The 22,440-nt window shown below is 35.9% G+C and carries 19 protein-coding genes and 1 tRNA gene; 9 read left to right on the top strand and 11 right to left on the bottom strand.

The features are described from left to right. Positions 1 to 28: 28 nt before the first annotated feature. From IGI54_RS01455 to IGI54_RS01465, 3 genes are read right to left on the bottom strand one after another with little or no spacing between them, the layout of a single operon-like run. The gene (locus IGI54_RS01455) at positions 29 to 1,525 is read right to left on the bottom strand and encodes a PTS transporter subunit EIIC (protein ID WP_430620949.1); all 1,497 of its coding nucleotides are present in this window, start codon (positions 1,523 to 1,525) and stop codon (positions 29 to 31) included. Next, positions 1,518 to 2,036, bottom strand: a complete 519-nt coding sequence (locus IGI54_RS01460) for a PTS sugar transporter subunit IIA (protein WP_430620950.1) — start codon at positions 2,034 to 2,036, stop codon at positions 1,518 to 1,520. The genes IGI54_RS01455 and IGI54_RS01460 overlap by 8 nt, the downstream gene beginning before the upstream one ends. A gap of 14 nt (positions 2,037 to 2,050) precedes the next feature. After that, the gene (locus tag IGI54_RS01465) at positions 2,051 to 2,755 is read right to left on the bottom strand and encodes a GntR family transcriptional regulator (RefSeq protein WP_430620951.1); all 705 of its coding nucleotides are present in this window, start codon (positions 2,753 to 2,755) and stop codon (positions 2,051 to 2,053) included. Between the two features lie 379 nt (positions 2,756 to 3,134). Here IGI54_RS01465 and IGI54_RS01470 point away from each other — a divergent pair, with 379 nt between their 5' ends. Both IGI54_RS01470 and IGI54_RS01475 read left to right on the top strand, forming a co-directional pair. Then, on the top strand, positions 3,135 to 3,761 hold the full coding sequence (locus IGI54_RS01470; RefSeq protein ID WP_430620952.1) for a Type 1 glutamine amidotransferase-like domain-containing protein: 627 nt from the start codon (positions 3,135 to 3,137) through the stop codon (positions 3,759 to 3,761). Between the two features lie 837 nt (positions 3,762 to 4,598). Continuing rightward, positions 4,599 to 4,672 (top strand) — tRNA-Ile (locus IGI54_RS01475). A gap of 260 nt (positions 4,673 to 4,932) precedes the next feature. On the opposite strand, the gene IGI54_RS01480 is transcribed toward IGI54_RS01475, so the two are convergent. Together IGI54_RS01480 and IGI54_RS01485 are read right to left on the bottom strand one after the other, a co-directional pair. After that, positions 4,933 to 5,868 (bottom strand): immunoglobulin-like domain-containing protein, encoded by a 936-nt coding sequence (locus IGI54_RS01480; RefSeq protein WP_430620953.1) that lies wholly within the window; start codon positions 5,866 to 5,868, stop codon positions 4,933 to 4,935. A 182-nt stretch (positions 5,869 to 6,050) separates the two neighbouring features. Continuing rightward, a complete protein-coding gene (locus IGI54_RS01485) occupies positions 6,051 to 7,511 on the bottom strand; it encodes a DeoR family transcriptional regulator (RefSeq protein ID WP_430620954.1) in 1,461 nt (486 codons plus the stop codon). Between the two features lie 196 nt (positions 7,512 to 7,707). Between IGI54_RS01485 and IGI54_RS01490 the strand changes: the two genes are divergently transcribed. Both IGI54_RS01490 and IGI54_RS01495 read left to right on the top strand, forming a co-directional pair. Continuing rightward, complete coding sequence (locus IGI54_RS01490) at positions 7,708 to 8,034, top strand: ArsR/SmtB family transcription factor (RefSeq protein WP_430620955.1); 327 nt, start codon at positions 7,708 to 7,710, stop codon at positions 8,032 to 8,034. 127 nt (positions 8,035 to 8,161) lie between these two features. Continuing rightward, positions 8,162 to 8,773, top strand: a complete 612-nt coding sequence (locus IGI54_RS01495; protein WP_430620956.1) for a cadmium resistance transporter — start codon at positions 8,162 to 8,164, stop codon at positions 8,771 to 8,773. 132 nt (positions 8,774 to 8,905) lie between these two features. Here the strand turns inward: IGI54_RS01495 and IGI54_RS01500 are convergent, their stop codons facing one another. The 6 genes from IGI54_RS01500 to IGI54_RS01525 all read right to left on the bottom strand — a co-directional run bounded on the left by IGI54_RS01500 (position 8,906) and on the right by IGI54_RS01525 (position 12,701). Further along, positions 8,906 to 9,403, bottom strand: a complete 498-nt coding sequence (locus tag IGI54_RS01500) for a DUF2922 domain-containing protein (RefSeq protein WP_430620957.1) — start codon at positions 9,401 to 9,403, stop codon at positions 8,906 to 8,908. 16 nt (positions 9,404 to 9,419) lie between these two features. Beyond that, positions 9,420 to 9,803, bottom strand: a complete 384-nt coding sequence (locus IGI54_RS01505) for a hypothetical protein (protein ID WP_430620958.1) — start codon at positions 9,801 to 9,803, stop codon at positions 9,420 to 9,422. A gap of 330 nt (positions 9,804 to 10,133) precedes the next feature. Further along, positions 10,134 to 10,346, bottom strand: coding sequence for a DUF2922 domain-containing protein (locus tag IGI54_RS01510; protein WP_430620959.1), 213 nt, complete (start codon positions 10,344 to 10,346; stop codon positions 10,134 to 10,136). 123 nt (positions 10,347 to 10,469) lie between these two features. Beyond that, positions 10,470 to 10,676: a hypothetical protein gene (locus tag IGI54_RS01515; RefSeq protein ID WP_430620960.1), complete on the bottom strand. Its 207-nt coding sequence runs from the start codon at positions 10,674 to 10,676 to the stop codon at positions 10,470 to 10,472. A 268-nt stretch (positions 10,677 to 10,944) separates the two neighbouring features. Then, positions 10,945 to 11,718: a hypothetical protein gene (locus tag IGI54_RS01520; protein ID WP_430620961.1), complete on the bottom strand. Its 774-nt coding sequence runs from the start codon at positions 11,716 to 11,718 to the stop codon at positions 10,945 to 10,947. Positions 11,719 to 12,248: 530 nt separating this feature from the next. Then, positions 12,249 to 12,701 (bottom strand): DUF2188 domain-containing protein, encoded by a 453-nt coding sequence (locus tag IGI54_RS01525; protein WP_430620962.1) that lies wholly within the window; start codon positions 12,699 to 12,701, stop codon positions 12,249 to 12,251. A 434-nt stretch (positions 12,702 to 13,135) separates the two neighbouring features. On the opposite strand from IGI54_RS01525, the gene IGI54_RS01530 reads away from it, so the two are divergent. The 5 genes from IGI54_RS01530 (at position 13,136) to IGI54_RS01550 (ending at position 22,068) form a co-directional block, all read left to right on the top strand. Then, positions 13,136 to 15,637: a lectin-like domain-containing protein gene (locus tag IGI54_RS01530; protein ID WP_430620963.1), complete on the top strand. Its 2,502-nt coding sequence runs from the start codon at positions 13,136 to 13,138 to the stop codon at positions 15,635 to 15,637. Further along, complete coding sequence (locus IGI54_RS01535; protein ID WP_430620964.1) at positions 15,638 to 17,200, top strand: pilin N-terminal domain-containing protein; 1,563 nt, start codon at positions 15,638 to 15,640, stop codon at positions 17,198 to 17,200. Continuing rightward, positions 17,197 to 18,753, top strand: a complete 1,557-nt coding sequence (locus IGI54_RS01540; RefSeq protein WP_430620965.1) for a pilin N-terminal domain-containing protein — start codon at positions 17,197 to 17,199, stop codon at positions 18,751 to 18,753. The genes IGI54_RS01535 and IGI54_RS01540 overlap by 4 nt, the downstream gene beginning before the upstream one ends. A 220-nt stretch (positions 18,754 to 18,973) precedes the next feature. After that, positions 18,974 to 20,113: a class C sortase gene (locus IGI54_RS01545; protein WP_430620966.1), complete on the top strand. Its 1,140-nt coding sequence runs from the start codon at positions 18,974 to 18,976 to the stop codon at positions 20,111 to 20,113. Between the two features lie 443 nt (positions 20,114 to 20,556). Next, the gene (locus IGI54_RS01550) at positions 20,557 to 22,068 is read left to right on the top strand and encodes a helix-turn-helix domain-containing protein (RefSeq protein ID WP_430620967.1); all 1,512 of its coding nucleotides are present in this window, start codon (positions 20,557 to 20,559) and stop codon (positions 22,066 to 22,068) included. Positions 22,069 to 22,440: the final 372 nt, after the last annotated feature.

Here is a 22,440-nt window from a genome sequence, read left to right on the forward strand (position 1 = left end):
ACCAATCGAAATTAGTCGCTTTATTTTATTAAGGTTTTTTTGGTTTAGCCATTGCTTGCTCTTCAATCATGTTATCGTTGTACCCCCAGAAGTAGGCCGCAAAAAAACCAACAACGGTTGTTACGATACTTGCTGCCAAGAATATCCAAAAGTTTTGATCAATTCCTTTTTCTGGGTTGATAAATGAAGCGAAACCAATCCAAGAGCCAGCCCAACCCCACATTTTTCCATGGAATAACCCTGTGATCAACCCACCAAAGGCAGAGCCAATCAAGCCAGAGATAAAGACGCGGCGATATTTTAAGTTGATCCCATAAATTGCGGGTTCTGTGACACCGGCAAAAGCAGAAATAGTCGCGCCTATACTTAGTTCACGTAAAGAAGTTTTCTTCGTTTTCAACGCTACTGCTAATACGGCTGCTCCTTGCCCAATCATGGTTGTTGAAATAATTGCGTTCCAAAGAGAGTAATGTAATGTTGCAAAATCATTAAGAGCGATAGGCGCCAGTCCCCAATGAAGTCCGAAAATTACAAGCAGCTGGTAAATTCCTCCAATTATGAAACCAGAAATTGGACCAGAAACTTGCAATAGCCATTGAATACCGTGAGCCAAAACGTTCGAGACACCTAAAATAATTGGACCAGTTATATAAAGAGTAATGGCACTAATAACGAAAATCGTAATCAACGGAACAAAAATTAAACGCAAATAATTAGGTAATGTACGTTTCAAAAATTTCTCTAACTTAGCTGCTAAGAACACAGCTAAGATCATTGGAAAGATTGAATACGTATAATTTAATAAGGAAACATCAAAGCTTCCAATCGAAAGTAAAGAAGGAGTCTGTCCTACGGCCTTTCCAGCAACTAAGTTAAGTAGGTTAGGGTGGACTAATACACCACCGATGGTAGCACCGATAATAATATCTGAGCCCAATTTACGAGCGGCAGTTACCCCTACCATAATGGGTAGAAAGACAAATATCGCATCACCCATCGCATTGATTACGGTAAAAGTAATTGAATCTGATGAGATTAATGGTAAAATATTAACACCTGGTACTTGCATTGTTAATAATGCAAGCAAGCCCTTAGTTATACCAGCCGCTGCTAAAGCGCCTACAATTGGGCTCATTGAACCAGTTATAAAGCCAATTAAGTCATTGAAGCTATTTTTGACGGTAGTGAATAATGATTGGTGGTCCTGTTGATTCTCTGTGGTAGTTGCTGCAACAACTGCCGCAGTTGCTTCAGGATCAGCTTTATCTGAACCTAGTTGCTTAATTGCTTCATCATAAACATCTTCAACAGCTGATCCGATGACAACTTGATATTGACCTTGAGCCTGGCGGACATCTATTACCCCGTCTAGGTTTTTTATTTCGTCAGTTTTTGCAATATCTTCATCTTTTAAGTAGAAACGAAGCCGCGTAATACAGTGAATTAGACTATTGACATTTTTTTCCCCGCCAACACCATCTATAATTTCTTTTGCTAGAGCAGAATAATCTACCTTTTTAGTCATTTGAATATTGCTCCTTTTTCATTTTTAATGTAGTAACGAGCTCACCAGCTACTTTGATTCCGGTTTTTAATGGGGCATCAAAAGAGTAAGGTTCGCTATTTGTAAAAACTACGATCACATCAGTTGCTAATCCTTGCTTTTCGATTAGAGATAAATCCATCGTTCCTAATACTTGGCCGCCTTCTAAAACATCACCAACTTGAACTTTGATACTAAAAGGTTCTCCATCTAGATCGACTGTATCAACGCCCATATGAACAAGGACTTCATTGCCATTTTTCATTTTTAGACCAATCGCGTGTTTAGTGGTAGCCACAAGAACAACTTTACCAGCCACGGGACTTTTAATTGTTTCGTGTGAAGGGATGACAGCAAAACCATCTCCCATTGCTTTACTCGCGAAAACGCTATCAGATGTTTCCTCGATCGAGATAATCTTCCCGTCTACTGGTGAATAGACATTTGGATCATCGATCAATACAGGGGGCTTTTTTCCAAAAATATGGAACATATTCTTCCTTCTTCCTATTTGTTTATAAAGTCATTGTAACGAAAATTTTGAGCAGTATACTTCGCTGAAGAAACCATCAAAAGCTCTGAAGTATTTAAATAAGTCTTCTCTTTGATTACCCCTAAAGGATCACCCGCTTGAATTTCCAAATATTGAGCATCAATAAATTCAGCCGATTCAATAACAATTTCACGTTTAATAAATCCTACGGGTTGGTTGATGCTGGATTGTATAAGTTTATCTAAGTTACCATCAATGTCTTCTTCTTTAAGATCGGGAAATAGACTGGTGACAAGATAGGTATATTGAAGAAAACTTGGTGTTTTATTCAAAAGACAAAGTTGTCCGATTTTATAAAAAGACAATCGATCCAATACTTCATTTGGATCATGAATAAATTGCTTTACAGACAACTGTACATGTGAAAATTCCACCACTTTGTATTGCTTTTGTGACAAAGAATTTGTCTTTGTTGAATCTAATAAACTATCCTCAGCTGAGAGTGGTTGACCAAGAACTAATGATCCTTTACCGCGGATTTTCTGAATCATTCCTTCATGTGTCAATAAATTTAACGCTTTTCGAATAGTTTCGCGTGAGACATGATAGTATTCACTTAACTGGGGTTCGCTAGGAAGATAGCTACCAATTTCAAAATTGCCTGAAATGATCTCTTCAGCAAGATCATCATAGATTACGCGAAATTTTCGAGAAATCACTACTGATACCTCCTTTTAACTAGAAAACGTTTTCTGTTTATGAAAAGAATTTATCACATGTCTATACAAGTGTCAAATTATATTTTTTCAAATGTTTATGTTTGTCAAAATAATTATTCAGATCAGTGAAACTAATTAGGACGGAGCATTATAGTATTTTGCAAGAAAATCGCCGCATCACAAGAGTAAGAGTTAAGCAGACATCAAAGAAAATACAGTTTTTTAAATCTAGTCGTGACGATCTATAAAAGCGAATTATCATAATTCATCGTCAAAAAGAGTCTCTATAACAGACCATATAAAGCAAGGTGAAACTATAATATAAGCCGTATATATGATAACGTAAATGTGTAAGATGATTTAGACACGAGGTGACGGAATGTATAAGATGTTATTAGTTTCAATGTTTCATAAAGTAGCGGACTTAGTAAAAATCGTCGAACCTAATTTGAAAGATAAATCAGTAATTTACATATCTACTGCCAGTAATGTAGAAAAATTAGGTTTTTTTACGAAAATTGGAAAGTGGAAATTGAAGAAAATGGGTCTGATAGTTGATGAATTATATGTTTCTACCGCAAAATATAGTGATATAGTAAATAAAATTGAAAATAGCGATATTATTTATATTGCTGGAGGAAACACCTTTTTCTTATTGCAAGAATTAATAAGAAGTGGAGCAGATAACGTTTTAATCAGAGAAATACAATCGGGAAAACTATATATTGGTGAGTCTGCAGGTGTGATTGTTGTAGCTCCAGACATTGAATACTCAGCTGAAATGGATCAGAAAGAAAAGGCCCCTAATCTAAAGAAATATACGGGCTTAAACTTAGTTGATTTTTATGTTGTTCCTCATTATAAAAATTGGGAGATGGGAAAATCGGCTAAAAAAATAATTGAAGAATATTCAGATAAACTTGATTTAAAAATAATTAATGACAATCAAGCAATATATATAGAAAACAGGAAAATACGGATAGTAAATAGTGAATGGAGGTGGTAATAAGCTATCAAACAATCAAAGTACTTTTTCTAGTTTCGATAGCAGCCGGATTCCAACTACATTTGATGCTTCATAAATGAGTATACTAAGCATAAAAATAATGGACTACAGGCCAAACGATTCCTGCATGGGTAAAAGGAGATAGTGACTCAGTGAGAGAAGTTAGTGGAACAAAGTTATTCTTAGATGAAATCATTAGCTGGATAGGTCGGAGTAATGCGGAGATTTTGCAAGTGAATGGTAGGAATAGCAGTACAGCAGGTTATCACATTGTTCAATCAGGAAAAACACCGCTGATAAATGGCACAACGTATCAGAATTTAGCCACTATTAATAGGCTACCAATCCGGACTTGATTCATTCTGGTCAACAACTAGCGATTTGAAAAAAAGACAAACGACACAATTTCCTCAAGAGTAGTGAGAGCGGGTTTGTGTCGTTTGTCTCATATTATAGGTTCTATAAGGAATCCTGTCGGTGTATTTAGAATACTGCTATTTATTGAAAATTGTAGCAAACAATTTTACTTGGTGGTCAAAAAGAATCAAAGGAATAGTACTCAATTAGTATAAGATAAAGCTACTCCACTGAAATTCCTTTCGGTTTCAAAGCCTAAGAGCAACTGACTTCCACCGATATGAAGCCAGTTGTTTTTTGTGTTATTACTTGTACAATTTACAGGAACATTATATGCTTAATACAGGGAAGAGGTCTTCCTTGCTATTATAAAAAAAGGAACGTCAGTACAGTTAGAGTTATAACTGTGGGGAAGTCTGGCGCTCCTTTTCTTAATTTTAACACTTGTACGAAATAAATCTACTTAATTTTATTAGAAAAGTACCCTTAGCTCAATTGGTTAGAGCAGACGGCTCATAACCGTCCGGTCGTAGGTTCGAGTCCTACAGGGTACATATTTATTATCAATAGAAAGAAAATTGTACTTTTTGCTATGAGGTTAAAAATAAAAGAAAATATGATATGGAATTTTAGGTATAGTACAGCTACTCCATAAAAATGTGGAACCTTTCATTTTCATTACTCAGGCAACCAGCTGGTCCTCCAAAAATTAGCTGGTTGTTTTTTGTGTTCTATATTTAAAGTGTCTGTAAATCTGTACACGCATTTTGTGTACAATTTACAGGAGCCATTTTATTGATTAACAGACTCATTATCATCTTGCTAAAACGATTCGATTCATCGAATCCGTGATACAGGTTTGAAGTGAAATGCGTTCTCCTCCAGCATCAATCACTCTAGCCCAAGTATCATCGTTTGGATCATGGGCATTGATTCCATCATCGTTGACGTCAAGTACTTCATAAACGGTGTAAGTACGAGTATTTCCTTGGCCATCAACAATAGTAATCGGTGTGCCAACTGTGATGTTCATTACTGGCGCAAAGTCACCGGGGTTATGTCCGATGAAATGAGTAGGCGCGTTATCGTTGACCATTCCTGTACCTGTCCATGTACCAGCACCACTATTTGGAGCAGCGCTAGCACCATTACAATTTACAAAAGGAATGGTTACACCTAGAAAATTGATTGTAGAATGTTGTTGAGTCATGACTGGTTCTGATTCAGGAGTAGGGTCATTCCTCACCTCAACCGGAGCTGATTCATTTTCTATAGGGGCAATATCCGAAATTGGTTCTGCAGATTCAGAAATGTCTGTAGTATCTTCAGTGGTTTGAATGTCAGTTACAACAGGTTCCGTTTCAACCGAAGCAGGTTCATCGCTTGTAGTGACTTCTTTATCTGGAACAATTGTGACTGTTCGCTTTTTTGAAGTTTTATTACCGCTGCTGTCCGCTACAGAGTAAATCAGTTCATATTTTCCAATGGTATCCTTTTTCATATTGCTGTTTAGTTTTATCTTTTCGGTCAGGTTTCCATCCACATTGTCGAAAGATTGAACATTTTTCAGCGGATCAAAATGTTTCGCTTCTTGCAGTGTCAACGTGCAATCTGAAATCTGCTCAATTTTAGGAGGAATCATATCTTTTGCACTTGCATCAGAAGAACCATCTGGGGTTGTAAATCTTAGAAAAGTCAGTGATAACAATAAACCAATAGAAAAAATCATTCCTTTTTTTACTGCATTCATCGCAAACACTCCCTTTAATAAAATGTATTTATTTATTTTTCGAGAGTAGTATACAATTATTTTTCTGAAATATTTTCTAATTAATTTCACGAATTTTCATAAAACGCAACAAAATAAAGAAAACAGTTAGAACCTAAGTGCTAAGATAGCCTTTTAAGGTACAACTGTTTTCATTAGATAAACTATTCAGTTTTCCAGTTATAAACATAAGATAAAATATTTTTGGTATCTTCTAAAATCGAATTTCTCGAGATTGGGAAAAAGGTCAGTGAGTCGGGAATCGTAAAATCGTATTTTAAAGATCGCTCACATATAATGATACTCGGCCATTCTTTGACATAAACCGGTAACGTATCTAAGGAATAATACATAGTACTATCAATAATATTGTAGTCCAAGTTCAACCAACGTTTTAAGTTTTCACGATAGATAGTGTGAGACAGTTCATCTTCTGCGATAAAGAAGAAAACGAATTTAGTAGTTCTTTTTTGCAGTAAACTTGCCGTTACTTGGGAGCAGAACTTTTCAAGTGTAGTCTGATTGAAGTTAATTTCTGTTTCTAAATGAAATTGCCTTTGCCAAGATTCCAGGACTTGCTTAATTCTTTCCACTAATTGTAATTGTTGATCGCTTAGATAAAAATGTTTTTCCGCAGAAAAAGATTGGGTTTCCTGCCAAAGAGAATAGATGAGATTCATAAAGGGCTTTTCAAATAAAATTTGATTGAACAGATCAGCGCCAAATTCATCTTCAAAATTTTTGATCAATTGTCGAACCATAAAATTTTTTTCGATCATCAATTCTCTTTCCCTCTGATAGTTCATTTCCACAATTAAATAATTGCTTGCATTTAAAGGAATCGTTTTATAGATTGAAGTCAGATACTGAATTTCTGTTTCCGGTAATTTTTCTTGCATCAAGATCAATTCATTTACATCCATTAGTTGTTGAAAAGTCGCTGTATTCTTCAAATAAGCAAGAGGTTCTTTGCCATAAGTCAAAGAAGAAGTTTTCCATCGATTGATCGACAAATAGGTATTAAACAATAAAAACTGATATTCCCTTTTATTTTTTTCATAACCGTTAGCAAACTTAAATAAGACCTGGTCTACAAAAATAGTCGCTGTTTTATATTGGCTCGGAACAATCAATTTATCTAGAATATCACAACGCATCCAAACAGAGATAAGAACTAAACGATAACGGATTTCATTCTGAATAAAGGTATTCTTTTCGTTCATAATCCCTGCTGCTTTAAAATAGCTTTCTACTTGTTTTTTTATAGTGAACGCTTTGGCAACTGAAATAAACTCTGATTCTACGAGAGTCAAATAATCGGATTCACCAAGCAAATAGTAGGCGCAGGTCTTTAAAAAATACGAATCTTGGTAGATCGTTTTGATTAAATCATATCGTGTAAAAGAGCTATTGAAAACAATGGAAATCGTTGTACTAGTGAGTTCCGAAAACTCAATCTGTTCTTCTAAAATCAGGCTGACTTTATTGAAGTCTCGTTTCACTGTATTCGTCGTCACTTGCAATCGCTTAGCAGTCTCACGTAAGCTCAGCTTTTCCAGCTCATAAAGGTATTCGATCAATTTGACTTGTCGAATAATATCTTTTTCGATAAATGATTCAATCACTATACAACCTCCATTCTTCATCACTATATTTAGTATAAGCTGTCTACCCATAAAAATCACGAAAAACCAAATTTTCTCCGTTTAGGGACAGACCTATAACAAATAAAAGGGGGCAGAAAAATGAACAATACTTGTTTTTCATATTAACAAATGCTAATATGAATCGCGTTATAAATAGTTAATATGAGGTGAGTTGATGTCGAACGATTACTTTTTACAGTTAAAACTAATCCATGGGCTTTCGAATAAAACGCGCTATAGCATTTTGCAGGCTTTAAAAAAGGGTGAACAAAATGTGACGGATTTGATAGTTCAAGTGGGCGGTTCACAGTCCAGTATTTCTCAGCATTTAGCTTGTTTACGAGAATGTGGACTCATTGAGAAGCGGATGGAAGGAAAATACTGTTTCTATTCAATGACTACTTCCAAAATCATTCAACTCATGGATATCTTGGATGAGACCATTCAGGATTTTGAATGGGTGGATGAAGAAAATATCGTATGTAAACATCATAGTGCATAGAATGCGAATAGGGGAGTCAAGGTCCCAAGCTAGCTGACTTTTATGATAGGGAGTATGTTTAGGAGAAACCATTTTGCCTACGTTGAATGCACGAAGACTACTTAAATAAAAGTAAGAAGGAAAAATAATGCTTCAAACAATTATTTCAGGAATTACCGCTTATATCTCTACTAGTATTGATTACATCATTATTCTGATGATTATTTTTAGTAAAGCTAAAACGAAAAAAGATCATGTTTCAATTTATTTTGGCGATTTGCTAGGAACCACAGTTCTAGTCAGTGGGGCATTAACCATGGCCTTCGTTCTGAATTTCGTTCCGCAAGAATGGTTATTAGGCTTTTTAGGATTGATCCCGATTTATATGGGGATCAAATTATTGATTCAGGGAGAAAAGGATACTGATGAAATCGTTTCTTCTTCGTTAAAGAAATACAATTTATTGATTAGTACGTCCTTTATTACGATCGCGACTTGTGGCGCTGATAACTTGGGTATTTATACTCCGCTATTCGTTTCACAAAACGCTCAGCAAGTCATCATTACACTAGTAGTCTTCTTTATCATGTTAAATGTCTTCTTCTTTTCAGGCTGGCTGTTTTCCAGTATTCCGGCAGTTGATAAGATACTAGAAAGATACGGCACGTGGATCAGTGCGATAGTCTACATCCTTTTGGGATTGTTCATCATGATTGAAAGTGGAACAATCCAATATGTTTTCCATGCAGTTGTCTTTTAATAAATAGTGAGTTAATTGGCTTTAAGAGTACCATCTAGTTCGATCATCGTAAGTGATGATTGGACTTTTTTGCGTCTAATAAGGAGCAGGTCCTTATGCTGGGTATCTGGGTATTGTTTACAAAATACTATTTCACGGAGATCTTTCATGGAATTTATTTCTGATGGAGTGTAATAAGCGTGTCCCTGTCAGTACCTGTGTGGAAGAATTTGCTGGATATTTAAAAGTAAGAAGGTGCACCGGGTTTAAAGCCTCTGAGAATTTGCTGAATAGGCTAAGACAAGAACCGTTTGGAGTGTCAGGCTTTTCTGGAATAGCAGGTATTTCAGGTGTTGATTCTTCCAGTCCAGGTTCTTTATTAGGAGAATTCCCATCGCCGGTTTCAGATTGTTTCTCTTCGGAGATATCAAAAATTGGTGTTTCAATCGTTTCGACGTATTTTGCAGAGATAACTTCTTCAAATGGATTGACACCGTCTTGTTCAAAGATATCTAAGAGCGTTAATAGTTCCAGTATTTCTTTGATTTCTTCAGAAGACTTGTCGGTCGTTGGATTTTTGTAAGTAAAGCGAGAGTGTTTGCCATCGCTAGATTTGTAGGTTGCTACTAATTTTCGCGTGTGCTTCTTCATAGTAAACTCCTTTTTTTCAAGTCGTATTTAATGGCAGAGGCTGTTGTTTATCAGTGCGTTTTTTTATTGATTTGATTATTTTTTCAGCGTATTGACGGATGGGGAAATACCGAATTAATAAGTATTTCCATTCTTTTGAACGAAAATATTCTTTAAAGTAAAAGAAGAATTTTTTTACTGTTTTGGTTACTTTTCGTTCCATAAATAAATGGTGGACCAGATCGGAAAGAAATAGGTCAAATTCTTCATCACCTAAGCGCTTTCGGATCAGGAGCGTCATCAGATATTGAATGGTGGCATCGCTGTCGCCGGAGCTGTTGTAGTACGTGACGATACGTTTTTCCAGCGTTGATTTTTTCAAGCCAAACAGCTGTTGATGGGTAAAAGGTTGTTCGTTCATGAATGGTTTCTCCTCGATTTAAAAAAGATTGGACAGAAGCAAAGCCATGCGTATGGTGCGGAGTAAAAAGCGGTGTTTCCAAAACTTCTTGATAGCTAGCATGTTCAATAGACAAAAGATCTATTTGAAAAAGCTGCAACAGCTTAAGACGTTCAAAAAGTTGAATTAATTCTGTCTTTTTAAGAGTCGTTTGTGGCTGTCTGTACTGCCAGCGATGAGCTTTGCCATCACTGGTTTTGAAGTCGACGATCAGTTTCATCATTCGCTAGTTTCCTCCCTCTTTTTTTTAGAAAAGGACGACAGTGGTCGCCGCCCTTTTGTAACTGATCATTAAAAAATCTCTGTCTCAATTGTTTCGACAAACTTGGCACTTTCTACTGTATCAAATAGATCAAACCCTTCTGAATGGAACAAGTTCAGTGCGCCGATCCGTTCCAACAAGCCCTTAATTTGTGCAGGTGTGTTGTTGGTATCCGGATTGCTAAAGCTCCAGGTGTGGCTTTTTCCGCCACTATTTTTAAAAATCGCTACTAGTTTCAGCATAAAATTCCTCCTTAATTTTCTAATACCTAGCCAACTTTATTGGCTCCCAAGGGATGACGTGACCTTCTATTATTTTTCTTGTTGGAGAGCCAGCAGGGTTGGCTAGTTCATGGGTCGTTCCCGCTAGTTTGTATAACGTGTTTGGGTTGTTAGGACCACACCCTTTAGTGAACTGCCTTCGATTGCAAGTGCGGTCATAATTTCGCCAAGTTCAAGGATCGCGTCTTCTTCAGGTGCATCGATGACGTTTTGAAAATTGACATTTTGCAGCTTCTCTCCATTTGCTGGTTCGATTTGTACTTGCAATTTGTTTCCCATTTTTTGTTTCATCGTTTTTCCTCCAAATTCGTTTTCCCGGCCGGTGAATAAAGAATAACGGAAAGGAGGATAGCAGCACAACCAGCGAATTTTGCAGAATACCCCTCAATTTTGCAAGAATAAAATAAAAAGAATACCGCTATAAAAAGTATTTGTACAAATCTTAGTATGAAAAAGGTGCAAAATTGAGGGAGTAAGGAAATTTTACTTTTTTATTTAAAAAGGACGATCAACCAATTTCTGAGGATTCAGAAACTCGTTAATCGTCCTTTAGTTACAGCTAAAAATCAGCTAGCATTTCAGCCAACGTTTGATAATTCAATTGATCAAATGCAATATATCTGTCTAATTTTAAGAAATGAGCAATCATTCGTTCCTTTGATAGCGTTTTGCTTAAGGTTTGTTCGGGAATCGGGAAACGTCTTAACAAAGGACGTTTGGCGATGGCGTGAGTAAAAGGACTCGGGGATAAGGATAAATAATCCATCGGAACGCTTAAATCACTAGTATTCCAAGAATGATCTTTACGATGGACCGCCAAAATCAGCAGGGCATTCTCAGCATTTTTTTGAATACTACGTTTTCTAAACGAAGTGACAATACCAGGTCCATGAGCCATTGTAATATAGCTAAACCCCGCTTGTTCAGACACTTCTACAATATCTAGCGGATTAAGCCAGATAGAATGATCCGGGGACTCAAGTGGAAAAAGAACACAAGATAGACTTACTAATGGGAATTTATATGTTCCAAAACAGCCTAATTGCTTTAGACTGCGTGAAGAGCAGCCATAGTCAAGAAAACCTGTTTCTTCGGAATTATCTTTTAAGACAGTCAGAGATTTATTTTTGGCGATATAAGTTTTGTCAGTCAGTGAAATTAAGGTTTCATTCCGTCCGGGGATGGGAATCGCAGAAGAAGGTTGCCGGTCTTTTTGAGGAATATACAAAGAGGAGTTTCGTAAAATATCTTGCCAGCCATTGGTCCAGTCGTGACAACTTAGATACGTGGTACAGTGGTTTTGATTTGTACAAGTTTGCTCAGTAACACTCATTTTTCCATTCCGCCCTTCATCGTTAAATTAGTAAGAATATAAGATACATTTAATATAGCGTATTGCAAGAAGGAAAAAAGATATTTATATCACGATGAAAGAAAGGAAAAGTATGATTTGCTAGAATGAAGATAATTTTATCAAATGGTTATTTTCTGGTAGCCCAGTTTGTACCTCTTGATTTAGAGCATCTTATGAGATAGATGGGATAGATACAGTGTAAGATGCATTTTTAAAATCCAGTTATTTTTATAGTTGCGTTGAAGGAATAGAAAAAGACTAGATAATTTTTTTTTGTCTTATAAGTGGGACTTTTTATAAAAAAAGCAGCTGAGGTAAGTTGGAAAAACATATCACTCTATTTTTGCTCGTATAAAAAAACTACTTATTTTATTATTTAATTAGTACTTTATGTTTTTAGTGAGAAGGGGGGAATTCAGTAACAAGGAAAAACATTGGGAATTAAAACAGCTTAAAAAATAGTTAATGCTAAAAACGACGATCTCTAAAAGGAGATCGCCGTTTTTTATTTACTCTGAATAATCAAATGTTTGTTGAAGCAGTCCGTCTTGTTTATAGACTTTTACGGAGGATTCCTTATTTTTTGCGATTTCCTTAGCGCGTTCGATGGCCTTTTCTTTTGTATCAAATAAATCGCTGGCTTGGCTGGCGCCTTCTGAAATCACTTGCCATTGATCTTCTTCATATTTTACTTTTACATCAGCATTCATTAACTTTTTAATATTTTTATTACGAGCATGGGTATCTGTTTTCTGTGGTGCTTTGGCTTTTTGAAATTCTTTCTTTTCATCAGCAGATGCATCTTTGTACCATTTTTCTGCTTGGCTGGTGGCAATCGGAATCGCTCGGTCATCGGGATAGCCGTTATTCAATAAGGCATTTCCAATATCGATCGCTTTTTTGCGAATCAAGGGGTCTAAATTTTTCATTGAAGCGGGATAATCATTGATGTTCCAAGGCATAACTACTTCCTCCTTCTAATCAAGTATAGTTTCAGCTTACTATGGAAGGAATGAATTTTAAATTGATTTGCCTTATTTTTCTGATACGCGAGCACGAGTATTAGATAGAAAATTATTTTTATTACGATTTTTAGTCAACTTATAAATAAATAACTATTGTAAAAAGGTAGTTGTCTAGTAAGAAAAGGATTTTTGTGAAAATATTACATAATTCAAAATAACGGTGTACAAATGATTTGCCTAAAATATCTAATTTTACTTATGATTACCTAAAAGTCGTTAAAAATATTTTTTCTCTACAAATAAAATAAGCTAAAGGGCAGCTGATACGAGCTATTTTAGCTGTTTTTAATGGTCTAGACTGATTTGTGATTGTCATCACTTTTGATGAATAAGCATCGAATACAGCACCTGAAAACTTTTGGAGGTTGACTATGGATATGGAAAAAAAGCTGATAAGGACGATGTTCCTTGTTTTAGTTTTAGTGTTGCCGATGTTCAATTACTGGCTCGGTGGAGAAACAGCAAAAGCAGAAGAAACCACTCAACAGAATCATAAAATCAATTTATTTGATACTAAGCAGGGTAAAGCTCAGCTTTCATATGAAGTCAAGCCAGATCAGATCAGGTGGACGGTTGTGGTTGATCAGCAAGAAACTGAGAAGGAAAATCAGCTCCAATTATCTCTAAAAAATGATGAACAGCCAGTGACAATAACAAACTTGAAGGTCAATGCTGGGGAGGAAGGTTATGACATTGATTCTCAGACCCAGAAGCTGGTAGAATCAAGCTTTTCAAAAAATGCAAGGCATAATGAAATGTCTTTTGAAACAAAGAGAATTTCAGAAGTAGTAATAATTCCTAGTATCCTTGAAAAAAATCTACAAGGGGAATCGACGAATATATTGGCAGAGACTCAGCCGATCGATTTAAAGATCGAAGAGTCTGAACAAAGCTCTGCGATACCATCAGAAACTACCACATCTTCTGTTACAAGTAATGGAACCACAGCTTCAATAGAATCAACGACAAGTTCAACGAAGGATAAAGTTGATTTAGGTGAAGCCGATGATCAAACCGTAGCTGCTGAAAAAAAAGCCGCTGAAAAAAGGTTTGCAGCAACAGGCAAACCGCAAGAAATTACACGAAGTGCTGCTGTTGCTAGTACAGGAATTACAGTTACGAAAGATAATTTTCTCAGCTACTTCAATCTTTTGGGTAGTGCTACATTTAATCAAAGCAGTGGGATCATTACTTTAACACCAAACCGTAACAATCAAGTTGGAAATCTAACGTTAAAAAATAAAATTGACTTGAATAGTGATTTTATTATGGATGGATCCGTGAATCTTGGATCGGATTCAAATGGAGCTGATGGGATCTCATTTGGTTTTCATACAGGTAATACGAACGCAATTGGTGTAGCCGGCGGGAATCTAGGGTTAGGTGGTTTGGAAAATGCGGTGGGATTTAAACTTGACACTTATCGAAATGGATATCAAAAACCTAATCCTAGTGCTCCAAATGCTGCGGATCAGTTTGGTTGGGCAGCTGATGTACCTAGTATCACTTCTTATCCATACGGCGTGTTTGTTACAACTTCACAAAAAATAATCAATGGAAATACGCGCTGGTGGGCAGAGCCAGATGCAAGCAGTGCAAAAAGTGTAGGTAGTTCTTATATGAACGGAAAGTTTTATCCTTTTAAAGTTTCATATAGTGGCTCAACCAAAACACTGACCGTTGTTTTTGACAATAAATTTACTTGGAATAGAGTCATTGATGCAAAAGAAGCTCTATCTCTTGTTGTAAGTGCCTCAACAGGCGGTGCAAAGAACCTACAGCAATTTAAACTGAACAGCTTTCAATTCAATCCCCAAGGAGTCATCAATACGAAATATGTTGATCAGGATACCGGAAAAGAGTTAACGACTGGAGAACAATTTTCAGGCACGTTGGAATCTGCTAAAAGTCCGTTGGTTAATTGGCAGACCAATCAGACTTTATTAGATCAAGGTTATGTTTATACAAAGACAACTGCTACAACTGCATCACAATACATGGCTGATCCATATGATTCAACTACCGATCCAGCAAAAATTAGTCCAACAAATGATAATGGTATTTTTTCTGACCAACCGCTAACAGTTACTTACTATTATAAGAAATTTTCAGGGACAGCGACCTTAATAAAGCAGAATGACAATGGCAAATCTCTTGCCGGCGCTCATTTTGATTTGAGGAAAAAAGATGGATCGACGATTGCTGGGAAAATCGACTTAGTGACGGATGCAAAGGGTCAGATTAATGTAGACGGTTTGAATGCTGGCGAATACGCCTTTAAAGAAGTTAAACCGCCTGCGGGCTACAAGCAATTATCGGATGCTCAGAACAACTATCCAATTGTTGTCAGTCCTACAGCGGCAAATAATTCTAATAGTGTGACTGTCTCTAATCAGTTGAAATCCTTTGATGTGACATTGACGACTGTAGATGCGGATAATAATAAACTACCTATAGCAAATGTTACTTTTGAATTGAAGGATGCCAAAGGGAATATAATCGAAACGGATGTTACAGGTAATGCTACTGATAGTGCTGGTGAACTAACCTTTAAAAATCTACCAGTTGGAACTTATACATTAACGGAAACAGCAAACGAAAATAAAGATTATCTTCCATTAAAAGAGCCAATCGTTATTACGATCGATCAGGATGGAACCGTGACAGTTCCTAGTACGCTTAATCTAAAAACAACACTGACTGACGGAACTGCCAATAATCAGATTGATTTCTCAATTGCTAAACAGGCGAAAGCTCTCTTACCAGCTACTGGTGGTCAGGGAACCTGGAGATATTTTCTAGTTGGCTGCATCACACTAGCAAGTTCAGCCATTTACTTGATTTATCGCCGCAACCGCAAGGAGGTGGCCTAAATGAAAAAAATAGTTCGCTGGTTGCTTATTCTTGGCATCTTGCCACTATTAAATAGTGCAACATTAACGGTGAAAGCCGCAGAGACAGACCAAATTCATTTTATGATCCATCAGATTGTTTTTCCCAATGGTGAGATGCCAGCCGACAGTGAAAATACTGGTAAAAAAAACGATGCTCATGCATCGCTTTTGCAAGAATATCGTGGTTTAAATGGCGTCATCTTTGATGTTTATGATCAAACGAATGCCTTTTATGAACTGCGATCAGCTGGCGTATCGGCAGAAGATGCACAAAAAAAATTAGCGGATGAAGGTCCTAGAGGTCAGAGTATTGCGGAAACAACTACGAAAACTATCGCAGGTCAAGCTGGGACAGCTGAGTTTTCTTTAAATGCCAAGTCTAACGGACGTGATGCAGTTTACTTATTCCATGAGCGCGGTGATCCGGAAAATAGTCAAACGAAGAACGGTGATTTAGTGGTCGTCTTACCAATTTTTGATAATGGAAATACTTTAAATATGATTCATTTGTATCCTAAGTTAGAAGAGAAGGCACATCAGACACCGGATTTTACGAAAACCATTCTTGATGGAAAGGCCAGCTATGATTATGGGGAAGCCATTTCCTATCAAGTTTCAGTGAAGCTGCCAGCTGATATGCTGGACTATAAAACGTTTAAAATAGTTGATCAGGCCGATGCCGCTTTAAGGTTGAATCAAGCTAGTTTTAAAATCACCATTAACGGTCAAGATGTGTCTCATTTATTTACGAAAAAGCTTGGTGAACATGGCTATGAGGTTTCTATCAAAAATATCGCTGATTTTGAAAAATATTCAGGAAAACCGTTGACGATAGCTTATACGATGACAATCAACGGTCGAAAAAAAATCGATCAAGCGCTTCTAAATACCGCTAAGTTGATTACTGATCGTGAAACACTCACAAAGCAAGTTGCGATCAAAACTGGTGGAAAAAAATTTCGTAAGGTCGATCTAAAGAATTTTTCCAAAGGGTTACCTAAGGCCGAATTCAATGTTTTAAATGAACAAAAGCAATATTTAAAAGAAACTGTGAATGGCTATAGCTGGACGAATTCGGCTAGTGATTCCGAGATCGTTAAGGTGATTTCTGATAAGAACGGTGCCTTTCAAATCGCTGGTCTGTCTTATGGAACGTATCGATTAAAAGAAATCAAAGCACCTGATGGATACGAAAAAGGCGACGAATTGGTTCCCTTTACTGTTACATCAAAAAGTTTTTCTACTAATGAAGATATATTACGAGTGGTGAATAAACGAATAGAATCACCGCCCCCAAAAAATGGCTTGATTAATACTATTTTAGGAAAGTTACATCATCCTATTAACGGAAATGCTCAAACGACAAAGAAAAAAGCAATAAGTAAAACACAACCTTCTGGTATTCTCCGCTTTCCTCAAACGAATGATCGGTTCAATACGGTACTGATCTGGTTTGGTGGACTGATTATTTTATGGATGCTTTTGATCCTATGGCGCAGAAGAAAAAGAGAAGAAGAACAGGACGAGGAGATAGAAAAATGAAAAAGTTCAGTAATATTATAATGGGGATACTGGCATTAACAGGACTCGTAGTTACCTTTGGACTAAGCAGTCAAACGACAGTTAATGCTGCAGATAACACTGGTAATGTCAACGTCACATTGCATAAGCAAAAATTTAGTCAAGATCAAACAGCAATTCCTAACTCCGGGATTGAGGATGGCCGTTTTACCGGGACACCATTAAATGGGATCACCTTTAATGTTTATGACGTAACAGACAGTTATTATGCGAAAATCACTGGTTCTTCTGAATCCCGAACGGATGCAATTGCGGATTTAGAAAAACTAGATACTAAAAATTTGACCAGTCAAGCAACTGCGATTACTGAGGGACAAGGTGCTGCAAAATTTTCTTTACCTGCAAAATCAAACGGAAAAGATGCTGTTTATCTATTTGTAGAAAGTGAGGAGCCTGGTGCTGATCCGACTCCCGTTGGAAAATCAACGATGGTTTTAGTGTTGCCCGCTTACAAGCCTGAACTAGATGGTAATCAAAAGCCAGTCATGGACGGTAATAACATAAAGTATACTGACGACGTAAATACAGATATTCATCTTTATCCTAAAAATAAAATAATCGATCGTAAAATCACGATCAATAAAGTGGGAACAGATAATGCAACAGCTTTAATTGATGGTGCAGAGTTCACTTTACAAAATTCAATTGGTCAATTTTATACCGGAAATAAAAATGGGCAAGAGAATGGCGATTGGTCAAAAGCTGGAGTAACAGCTGACAAAGATATGTCTACCAATGTGGCACAATTTGGTGATAAAGCTAATAACAAGAATGTAATAGTTACTAATGGTTCAATTGATTTTTACGGATTATTGGATGGATCTTATACGTTAAAAGAAGTTAAATCACCGAATAATTATACTCAAACAACGGATTCGCAAACTATCCAATTTACCATCGCAAATGGAAAATTGGATAAAAGTTACGTGATTGAAGATTCTAGTACTTTAGGAAATCCGGAAGGGTTCACCGATAATAAACATGACTCAGCAGCTAATACGATAATTGTGGAAAACCGGGCGTTAGGCAGTTTAAAATTTGATAAGGTCGACGCTAATACGAAAGAAAAATTAAGCGGTGCGACTTTCAAAGTAGCGAAGGATAATTCAACGTCTCCTGATTATTTATATCAAAAAGAAAATCCTGCGACTGGTGAATATGCTTACGCTTGGAAGAGTGAACTAACCGATCCCACTAGCTGGAAAGAAGTCGACTTGACGTCTACGGATGGTAGTTATAGCCTATCAAATTTAAAATTGGGAAATTATTATGTACAAGAAACAACTGCACCCGACGGTTACGCATTGCCACAAGGTGACTCAGCATTTACAAAAATCGCTGTTTCTACTGCTGGAATCGTCGCAACAGTAAACGATGGAATCCCTAATGTCCACAAAGGCGCATTACCTTCTACGGGTGGAAAAGGAATTTATTTATTCATCGCGGTAGGAATTATTGCCTTGATCATCGCAGGTATCTACTTTACTCGTGGCAGAAAACAATTCGAAGCATAAAATAAATTGATTAGATGAGGTTGGGACAGAAGTGTTCAGCTTCGAGAAATTTTGGCTTATTTCTGAAGAAGCTACTTCTGGTACACCGTTTATACGTGAATAGGAGCTGAGACAAATTAATGTCCCAGCTCTATCTTTATACATAGCAAGAGATAGCGGAAAGGAACGTTTAGTGAAAAAGCAAAAACGCAATAAACAAAGAATTTTCATGGATCTGTTTATGATGCTTCTTTTATTGATTGGATTTGGCGCATTGCTCTATCCCTTCGTCAGTGATAGCCTGAATAACATCCTTGATCAGCAAATGATCAATTATTATCAGCACAAAGCCAACTCAGAAAATGAAGCAACGATGAAACAAGCGCAGGCGGCAATGGAGAAAAAGAATCAAGAACTAGCCGCCAACGGTAATAATCCCGGCGCTGATCCGTGGTCTGACAAGGTTAAAAAGAAAAAAATCCCTGAAAAACCAACGCAAGATTATTTTAAGCAGCACACGATTGGTGTGATTGATATTCCGAAGCTGAAGGTCAAACTGCCGATTTTCGATCAAACGAATGATCTATTTTTATCGAAAGGCACGTCGCTACTTGAAGGTACGTCTTATCCAACTGGCGGGGCGAATACCCACGCAGTGATCTCAGGACACCGCGGATTGCCGGAAGCCAAGCTGTTTACTGATTTACCTGAGTTAAAAATGGGAAATAAATTTTACATCCATATTAATAAACAGATCCATGCCTACCAGGTGGATCAGATTAAAATAGTCGAGCCAACCAATACCGATTATTTACATATTGAGCAGGGGAAAGATTTAGTCACTTTGTTGACTTGTACGCCTTATATGATTAATAGTCATCGGTTGTTAGTCCGCGGACATCGTGTTCCTTATGTTCCGTCTAAGGATGATAAAAAATTGAATCAAGGCAATCGCGATCGTTGGCTGAAATTAATTGGAATTCTCGGCGGGGTCTTTTTATTAGTCTTGCTGTTGTTATATGGGTTCTATCGTTGGCTCAAAGCTGTTCGGATTGCTAATCGTCGCTATTTACTGCGGCTGACAATTATTGACGAAGATCATCAGCCAATCGCTAATCAATTATTCACGTTGTATTCCCGGAATGGTCGTCACAAAGTATATCGTGATGGAAAACTATTAACTGGTATCAGTGACGATTCAGGAACAGTCGAATTTGAAGCGGTGAAGGGTGGTCGTTATCGACTGAAGACCAAAGGTGGTAACGAGATCAAGGCTTTGATCAAGAAAATTAACGATGAACAATTCTATCTGACGCCATTGAAGCACTCCAGTTTTTCAGTGATAGATCAAAACAGTAATCTATTAAAATTCACTGAGTAAGAATAATATACAACGATAAAAGTATGAATTACAGCATATTAAGCTTTTGGTAAAACGACGACCTTTTAAAAATGGGCTCGTCGTTTTTATTTTAGATAGAATTGGCACTAAAATAGAGGTTGTTTGTATGATCTCAACTCCTTTAGAGTATATATATTTCCAAATTAAAGCATAAAGTGTGTTTTTAATTAATTTTTTTAAAAAAAATATGAAAAAAATAAGTTTTTGAAAAGAAAATAGTATATAGTTATTTTATGGTGGTTTTCTACAATATAAAGGCAAGAAACACAAGCTTTTTAATAAAATATGGGTGTTATTCTTTTAAAAGCTTTTTTAAACTATCTTTTAGAATAAATATAAAATTCAAAAATAAGTATAAAAAGTAATGCATTCTACTCTTTATTTAGAAAGCTGAAATTCGATTGTAGATTAGGAGGGAACATATGTATGTAAGAGAGTTGTTGAATAAATGGGATCAAAAAATTATTCAATTTATTGTAAGCTTGAGACAAAACGGTTACCGTTTGTCCAAAAAAGAAGTTACCAGAGAGCTATCACTTACGCGACCAACGTTAATTAAATTGGTCAAGGATATTAATAGTATTTTCTGTGCTTTAGAGGGATACAAATTGGTTATAAAAAATGACTATTATATTCTTGAAATGTCGTTGGAAAATAACTTGAGAGATTTATTTATATATCTACTAGGAGATTCACGGAAGTTTCAAATTATAAGTGAGATTTTCACGAAAACGACGATCAATGTCAATTATTTTTGTGATACGCATCAAATTAGTAGACATACATACTATTCTGAATTGAAAGAAATAAACATTTTACTTACTGAATTTAATCTTAAAATCGCCGATAATCGTTTAAGAGGTTCAGAAATGCAAATTCGTTATTTTTATACGTCACTATTTTCTAAAACTTACGAAAAAAAAGTCATCGATCAGATTTCGCAGGAATATCTTTCGGCTCACTTCATAGAAGAGTTTGCTAAGAGATTTCAGGTAGACTTTGGTCATTCTAGCTACTATGAACTAGGATTGTATTTTTATATCACTACAAAACGTTACGATCGTAAAGAAAATCAAAAAGTAGTTTTAGAAGATGGATTTGCCAATCGGACCTATGCATTAAAGAAAAGAAATCTATTTATTCATCATTTAGCTGATTCAGCAGTTATAGAAGAGATAAACGACATAATAAGAAGAAATTATGCTAGACATCATTGGCTAAACAACAAAAATGAACAGTTGTTTTTACTCTTTTTTTTGATGGGTCATTATGACTCTTCAACGCATTCCCTACTTTACGAGGAGATCGTGAAAATAGAGCGTGATAGTGGTAATTATAGTGAAGAAGTGATTGATTTTTTTCTCGAGCACAGTGGCGATCACAAGGATGAGAAGCTAATTAAAAATACACGATATAATCTATCAAAGGTTCTCTGGAAGCAACTCATTTTTGCAGGAAATATCAGTAAAGAACGCGATACCTATTCAGGAAATTATAAAAGTGATCTGTGCCCACAAGCCGTAAAATTTTTTGAAGAATTAAGAAGGACTTTATCCAATCAATTTAAGGGAATTGAGTATAAAAATGGCAATAATAAAGAATTGCTCGTTAACTTCGGAATTAATTACAGCCTTTTAATCAAGCAGAAAAAGAAAAAATTTCATGTAGGATTATTCTTTGAAGGTAGTCCAATAGTTGTTAGGTCAACGATGGATTACTATTTGACGGAGCTCAACAGGTATTCTTATATTACCGCGACAAAATGGCAGGAGAGTAAAGAGTACGATTTAATTGTTAGTAATTTTGAAATTCTTGATTTTAAGAAAAGAAATAGTAAAGTTTTTTATGTTTCTCTTTCAGAACCAAGTTTTAATATAAAAAAAATCATCAGTTTGGCTGTTGTTAGTAGTAATTCAGGTTTATTTCCAACTTAATTAGCAAATCGCTATTTTATGCGATTTGTTGTAGCATGGAATAAAAATTGTTATAAAACAGTGATGTAAAAATGTCTTTGTACTGGTTAATATAATCAGTACAAAGACTTTTTTGTTTCTTTAGGAATTATTGTACTATCTTAATTCCTTAAATATCTAAAAAAAAAAATTAAAGATTTTTTTATCTCTAAAGATATAGCTTTATATCAACATTTTATTACTTGTTGGTTATTTTTTTTAAAACATGCGTAAAATTTAGGAAATTTTTTTGGGTATAAAAAATTATAAGATTTATTTAGAGGGAAATTATTCTGATTTTTATAAAAAGAAACTATTAATTGATTGTTTTAAAGTCAATTGAATTCATAGATA

Source organism: Enterococcus sp. DIV0800 (genome assembly GCF_050559735.1).
In the GTDB taxonomy this organism is placed as follows: Bacteria; Bacillota; Bacilli; order Lactobacillales; family Enterococcaceae; genus Enterococcus_A; species Enterococcus_A devriesei.